6 protein-coding genes and 1 rRNA gene are annotated in these 6,639 nt (G+C 52.1%); 5 read left to right on the top strand and 2 right to left on the bottom strand.

The features are described 5' to 3' along the window. Positions 1-109: ribosomal RNA gene (gene rrf / locus EGK14_RS19030) — 5S ribosomal RNA — on the top strand; the annotation flags it as partial. 130 nt (positions 110-239) lie between these two features. Here the strand turns inward: rrf and mobB are convergent. Then, positions 240-746, bottom strand: coding sequence for a molybdopterin-guanine dinucleotide biosynthesis protein MobB (gene mobB, locus EGK14_RS19025; RefSeq protein ID WP_125290662.1), 507 nt, complete (start codon positions 744-746; stop codon positions 240-242). Beyond that, positions 743-1,336: a molybdenum cofactor guanylyltransferase MobA gene (gene mobA / locus EGK14_RS19020; protein WP_125290671.1), complete on the bottom strand. Its 594-nt coding sequence runs from the start codon at positions 1,334-1,336 to the stop codon at positions 743-745. The genes mobB and mobA overlap by 4 nt, the downstream gene beginning before the upstream one ends. 75 nt (positions 1,337-1,411) lie before the next feature. On the opposite strand from mobA, the gene EGK14_RS19015 reads away from it, so the two are divergent. The 4 genes from EGK14_RS19015 to polA all read left to right on the top strand — a co-directional run bounded on the left by EGK14_RS19015 (position 1,412) and on the right by polA (position 6,620). Further along, on the top strand, positions 1,412-1,681 hold the full coding sequence (locus EGK14_RS19015) for a YihD family protein (protein WP_125290661.1): 270 nt from the start codon (positions 1,412-1,414) through the stop codon (positions 1,679-1,681). Positions 1,682-1,755: 74 nt separating this feature from the next. Then, complete coding sequence (locus tag EGK14_RS19010) at positions 1,756-2,748, top strand: serine/threonine protein kinase (RefSeq protein WP_125290660.1); 993 nt, start codon at positions 1,756-1,758, stop codon at positions 2,746-2,748. A gap of 47 nt (positions 2,749-2,795) precedes the next feature. Beyond that, the gene (gene dsbA, locus EGK14_RS19005; RefSeq protein ID WP_125290659.1) at positions 2,796-3,425 is read left to right on the top strand and encodes a thiol:disulfide interchange protein DsbA; all 630 of its coding nucleotides are present in this window, start codon (positions 2,796-2,798) and stop codon (positions 3,423-3,425) included. 405 nt (positions 3,426-3,830) lie between these two features. Beyond that, positions 3,831-6,620, top strand: coding sequence for a DNA polymerase I (gene polA / locus EGK14_RS19000; protein WP_125290658.1), 2,790 nt, complete (start codon positions 3,831-3,833; stop codon positions 6,618-6,620). The last annotated feature ends 19 nt before the right edge of the window (positions 6,621-6,639 follow it).

The following is a 6,639-nucleotide window of genomic DNA, read 5'->3' as shown; positions in this document are numbered from 1 at the left end:
GCTTTAGCGCGGTGGTCCCACCTGACCCCATGCCGAACTCAGAAGTGAAACGCCGTAGCGCCGATGGTAGTGTGGGGCCTCCCCATGCGAGAGTAGGGAACTGCCAGGCATCAGATTGCGATAACCCCGACCTCACGGTCGGGGTTTTTTGCGTTTGTGCGCCGGGAAAAGCGGCGCCGCTGCGGATAAAGCGCGCAGGAGCCCGGAGCCTCCCTTTTACGGCCCGGCGTCGCCGCTACTTACTGCTGTTCTTCTAACCAATTTAAAATAAAGTCTGTAACCATAATTGCATTATTAATATCCAGCAAAGGTACAGGCAAAGAGAAAGTAGAATCTGCGGCAACCGCAATAACGTGTTCATCGAACAGCTCACTGAAACGCTGTTCGCTCCCTCCACGCCACAGCACTATTTTGGGCACCGGCTCATGTTTAAAACCTTCCACTAATATAATATCTGTCAGAGAAGGATCCATCCGACTGGCGAGAAAGCGAAGATCCGGCTCATTATGCTCGGGCGTTTCGGTAATCAACGCCCAACGCTGCGGATTATAAACCATCACCTGATCGGCTCCTGCCTTACGTAATTCATAGCTATCCTTACCGGGCGTATCGATATCCATATTGTGATGGGTGTGCTTGATCAGGCCTGTACGGATCCCTCGCTTTTTTAAAATGGCAATAACCTGTTTTAACAGCGTAGTTTTACCTGTCCCGCTCCAGGCCGCGACGGCTAAAAGGGGGATCATCCGCGTTCTCCTGCAACAAGATCTTCATAACAATTAATATTATTAAACGCGTCAGGACAATCGTTGAAATCCACGCTGTGTCCGCCTGCCTGTTGGAGAAAAATCATTACCTTCCGCTCCCCCTTTGCCAGAAAGCTTTTCAACGGCTCAATTAAACTGACATGCATTAATGCCAGAGTAGGATGATCGCGTCCGTCAGATTTAGCCCAAACCACAGGTGCATCCCGTTTAGCCTGCCACAGGCGAGAAACCAAATCTTCTGGCAGTAAAGGAGTATCACAAGAGACAAAAACCACCCATTCCGTCTCGATTTTTTCCAGCGCTGCCAGCATACCGGCTAACGGCCCCGGAAAATCCGGCAGCGTATCGGTTATAACCCACAGGCCGGTTTGCCGATAGACAGACAAATTACGGTTGGCGCTGATACACACACGGCTGACCTGAGGACGCAGGCGACTCAGAACGTGCTGACAGAGTGGTTTTCCCTGATACAGCACCAGCCCTTTATCTTCGCCGCCCATGCGGCTGCCGCGTCCTCCTGCAAGAATGACGCCCGTAATCGAAACGGTCTCTGAACCGCAAAAACGCATAAGCTGTATACCCTCTTTTTTTGTGGGATTAACCCTGCTACCGTAGCGGAACCCGAATCTCACAGGAACCCTATTATGAAATGTCACCGTCTTAACGAGTTAATTTCACTGCTGCAGCCAGCCTGGCAACAGGAACCCGATCTGAATTTAGTGCAATTTTTGCAGAAAATGGCGGATGAGGCCGGATTTACTCAGCCCCTGGCCGACCTGAGCGATGACGTGCTGATTTATCATCTTAAACTACGCAATGCTGACAAAAGCGAAGCTATCCCGGGCCTGCAAAAAGATTATGAAGACGATTTCAAAACGGCGCTGCTTCGCGCACGCGGCGTTATTAAAGATTAACTGCCGCTGTTCATCCGACGTACGGGCGATTAATGGTATCCTCAACGCATGATGATTATCGATGAGTACGCCGGATGACTGAACCCGCCTTTAACTTTCAAAACCTTAATCCTGATACCATCCTGGATGCGCTCTGGGAAACGGGCATCCGCGTTGAGTCGGGGCTTACCGCGCTGAACAGCTACGAGAATCGGGTATATCAGTTTTCCGACGAGGACAAAAAGCGTTACGTGGTAAAATTCTATCGCCCCCGGCGCTGGTCTTCGCTACAAATCGAAGAAGAACATCGGTTTACTGCCGAGCTGCTGGCTGATGAGGTTCCCGTGGCCGCGCCGCTTGCGCTGCAAGGACAAACGCTGCATCAGCATAACGGCTACTTATTTACCGTTTTCCCCAGCCTGGGAGGACGGCAATACGAAACGGATAACTACGATCATCTGGAATGGGTCGGTCGTTTTCTGGGGCGAATTCACCAGACAGGGCGTAAAAAAACCTTTGCTGTTCGTCCTACCTTTGGTCTGGAGGAGTATATCCACGAACCGCGTCAGGTGCTTGACTCCAGCACGCTGATCCCGGCCAAACTGAAACAGAATTTATTGGCAAGCGTCGATCTGCTCAGCGCAACTTTACAAAAGTGCTGGCATACTCAGTGGCAGCCGCTTCGTCTGCACGGCGATTGCCATCCCGGCAATATTCTGTGGCGTGATGGCCCGCTGTTTGTCGATCTGGACGACGCTCGTAATGGCCCTGCCGTACAGGATCTATGGATGCTGGTTAACGGCGATCTTCAGGAGCAGCGTATTCAGTGGGATATTCTGCTGGAAGCCTACGGCGAATTCTGCGAGTTCGACACACACGAATTGTCACTGATTGAGCCTTTACGCGCTATGAGGATGGTTTATTATCTGGCGTGGATTGTGCGCCGCTGGGAAGATCCTGCGTTTCCGGCCAGCTTTCCATGGATGACGGACGAAGATTTCTGGCGCAGACAGATCGCTATTTTCAATGAGCAGACCCGGCTGTTGCAGGAGCCACCGCTGCAGCTGATGCCTGCATTCCAGGGCTGATCGCCTTTTCCGGTCAGCCTCTTTTGCTGTTAGGAGAGAGTTTCCAGATGAAAAAAGTTTTATTCGCGCTGATGGGTGTTTTTCTGGCGTTCAGCGCTTCTGCTGCCCAGTTTACCGATGGACAACAGTACGTCACGATACAGAAACCTGTTACCGGCGAGCCTCAGGTTGTGGAGTTTTTCTCTTTCTTCTGTCCGCACTGCTATGAATTCGAACATGTCTGGCACGTTAGCGATGCAGTCAAAAAAGCCGTACCTGCGGGCACCAAAGTGACTAAATATCACGTTGAATTCCTCGGCGGCGAAATGGGCAAAGTGGTGACTCAGGCGTGGGCCGTAGCTATGGCGCTGGGTGTTGAAGATAAAGTCACTGCTCCCCTGTTTGAAGGCATCCAGAAAACCCAGACCATCACCGATCCGGCCAGCCTGAAAGCGGCCTTTGTGAAGGCAGCCGGCATCAAGCCGGAAGAATACGATGCGGCCTGGAACAGCTTTGTGGTGAAATCGCTGGTAGCCCAGCAGGAAAAAGCCGCGGTTGATGTCGATCTGCGCGGCGTGCCGGCGATGTTTGTTAACGGTAAATATATGGTCAACAACGGCGGCCTGGATACCAGCTCGATGGATAATTACACGCAGCAATACGCTAACGTCGTAAAATTCCTGTTAACCCAAAAGTAAGCCATATTTTGACGCAGCGAGGGTTTCAATCCCGCTGCGTCGGTTAAACCGCATCTACATTTCCTCATCAGATCAAAATTCTTCCGATCGCTTTTTCTTGCTAAAGATCCACCGGATCGCTTAGTCGCTAATTTATATCCACATTAATGCAAATTACCTTTGGGTAAGGATCTTTATGGATTAAATATGTAACTTGCTGAAAATTATGATTTTAAATAATTCATATAGCCCAGTGCGGCAGCTGTATTAATATGTTATGAAATTTACGCACAAAGTTATCCACAGGAAGCGTTTGCGAAACAGGCCGCAAAGCAAAGGCGCGCCGCCCGGAGATATTTCATATTTCCGGTATAGCTGTGGCATCCTTACCCTATAGTGAAATTTAACCCGGAATGTGACAAACCTATGGCACAAATTGCAGAAAACCCGCTTATTCTGGTAGATGGCTCGTCCTACCTGTATCGCGCATATCATGCGTTTCCTCCGCTGACCAACAGCGCCGGCGACCCTACCGGCGCTATGTACGGCGTGCTGAATATGCTGCGCAGCCTGCTGCTGCAATATAAACCCAGCCATGTTGCGGTCGTTTTCGATGCCAGGGGCAAAACGTTTCGTGATGAACTTTTTGAACACTACAAATCCCATCGGCCGCCTATGCCGGACGATCTGCGTGCGCAGATTGAACCATTGCACAATATGGTCAGGGCGATGGGGCTGCCGTTATTAGCGGTATCGGGTGTGGAAGCCGATGACGTTATCGGTACCCTGGCGCTGGAGGCGGGTAAAAAGGGTATACCCGTTTTAATCAGCACCGGTGACAAAGATATGGCGCAGCTGGTCACGCCGAATATCACGCTTATCAACACCATGAATAACGCTATTCTTGGCCCGGACGAGGTGGTGGAGAAATACGGCATTCCACCCTCGCTGATTATCGATTTTCTGGCGCTGATGGGCGACTCTTCGGACAATATTCCGGGCGTGCCGGGCGTAGGCGAGAAAACGGCGCAGGCGCTGTTACAGGGACTTGGCGGTATTAAAGATATCTATGAGAATCTGGATAAAGTCGCCGATCTTTCCTTCCGCGGTGCCAAAACGATGGCGGCCAAGCTGGAGCAAAACAAGGAGGTCGCTCTCCTTTCTTACCAGCTGGCCACCATCAAAACTGATGTGCCGCTCGATGCAGGCTGTGAAGAGCTGATGGTTAGCGAGCCCGCTGTCGAAGAGCTGCTGGCGCTGTTCCGTCGCTATGAATTCAAACGCTGGATCACCGATCTGGAAGAGGGCAAATGGCTACAGGGGAAAAAGGGCGGCGCTGCCGCACAGAAAACCCTGGCGGAACAGCCGGAAAGTCCGCAGCCGGAAGCGACCAGCATTCTGGCGACGGATGGCTACGTCACTATCCTTGACGACGAGACCTTTGCCCACTGGTTGAAAAAGCTACAGGCAAGCGAGCTTTTCGCTTTTGACCTGGAAACCGATTCCCTGGATACGCTGAGCGCCAATATCGTCGGCATCGCTTTCGCTGTGGCGCCGGGTGAGGCCGCTTACCTGCCGGTGGCTCACGACTACCTCGACGCGCCTTTGCAGCTCGATCGTAAAGAGGTGCTGGCGCGCCTGAAACCACTGCTGGAAGATGAAAATCTGTTTAAAGTTGGTCAGAACCTGAAATACGATCGCGGCGTGCTGAACAATTATGGTATTGAACTGAAAGGTATTAAATTCGATACCATGCTGGAATCCTACGCGCTAAACAGCGTGGTGGGCCGTCACGATATGGATACGCTGGCTTCACGCTGGCTGAACCATAAAACCGTAACCTTTGAGGAAATCGCCGGGAAAGGCAAAAAGCAGCTGACGTTTAATCAGATTGCCCTTGAGCAAGCGGCGCACTATGCGGCGGAAGATGCGGACGTAACGCTACAGCTGCACCTGAAAATGTGGCCGGAGCTGGAAAAAGAGCAGGGGCCAAAAGAGGTTTTCGAAAATATCGAAATGCCGCTGGTAACGGTGATCTCCCGCATTGAACGTAATGGCGTGCTGATTGACCAGGCTATCCTTGCCAAACATTCTCAGGAGCTGACCACGCGTCTGGCAGAGCTGGAGCAGAAAGCGCACGAGCTGGCGGGTGAGCCTTTTAACCTTTCCTCGACTAAACAACTGCAAACCATTCTGTTTGAAAAACAGGGCATCAAGCCAACCAAGAAAACGCCTGGCGGCGCGCCGTCCACCAGCGAGGAAGTGCTGGCTGAACTGGCGCTGGACTATCCGCTGCCAAAAGTCATTCTGGAGCACCGTGGCCTTTCCAAGCTGAAATCAACCTACACCGACAAACTGCCGGTAATGATTAATCCGCTGACCGGACGCGTGCACACTTCCTATCATCAGGCGGTGACGGCCACGGGACGCCTTTCTTCCACCGATCCTAATCTGCAGAATATTCCGGTACGTAATGAGGAAGGACGTCGTATCCGCCAGGCCTTTATCGCTTCTGAGGGCCATCAGATCCTGGCTGCAGACTACTCGCAAATCGAGCTGCGTATTATGGCGCACCTTTCCCAGGACAAAGGGTTGCTGAGCGCCTTCTCGGCAGGAGAAGATATTCACCGTGCCACGGCGGCAGAAGTGTTTGGCATGGCGCTGGATAAGGTGACAGGCGAACAGCGTCGCAGCGCAAAGGCTATCAACTTTGGCCTGATTTACGGCATGAGCGCTTTTGGTTTGTCGCGTCAGCTTAATATCGGTGCGGGCGAAGCCAGAAAATACATGGATCTCTATTTTGAACGCTACCCTGGCGTGCTGGAATATATGGAAAGCACACGCCAGCAGGCGGCGGAAAAAGGCTATGTCTCTACGCTGGATGGTCGTCGTCTTTATCTGCCGGACATTAAAGCCAGTAACGCGATGCGTCGCAAAGCGGCCGAGCGGGCAGCAATCAACGCGCCGATGCAGGGCACGGCTGCCGATATCATCAAGAAGGCTATGATTGCCGTCGACGGCTGGCTGACGCCGCAGGCTAATCCTGATGTGAAGATGATCATGCAGGTTCACGATGAACTGGTATTTGAAGTGAAAACATCAGAAATCGAAGCGGCCACGGTAAAAATCCGCGAGCTGATGGAAAACAGTATGCAGCTGGACGTGCCGCTGCGTGTCGATGTGGGCGTAGGACATAACTGGGACGAAGCGCATTAATCTGGCGCCGGGCTAAGGC

The organism is Erwinia sp. 198, from assembly GCF_003937915.1.
Taxonomy (GTDB): Bacteria; Pseudomonadota; Gammaproteobacteria; order Enterobacterales; family Enterobacteriaceae; genus Erwinia; species Erwinia aeris.
The sequence above is the reverse complement of the archived record's forward strand: the minus strand, read 5'-3'. Positions and strand labels throughout refer to the sequence as shown.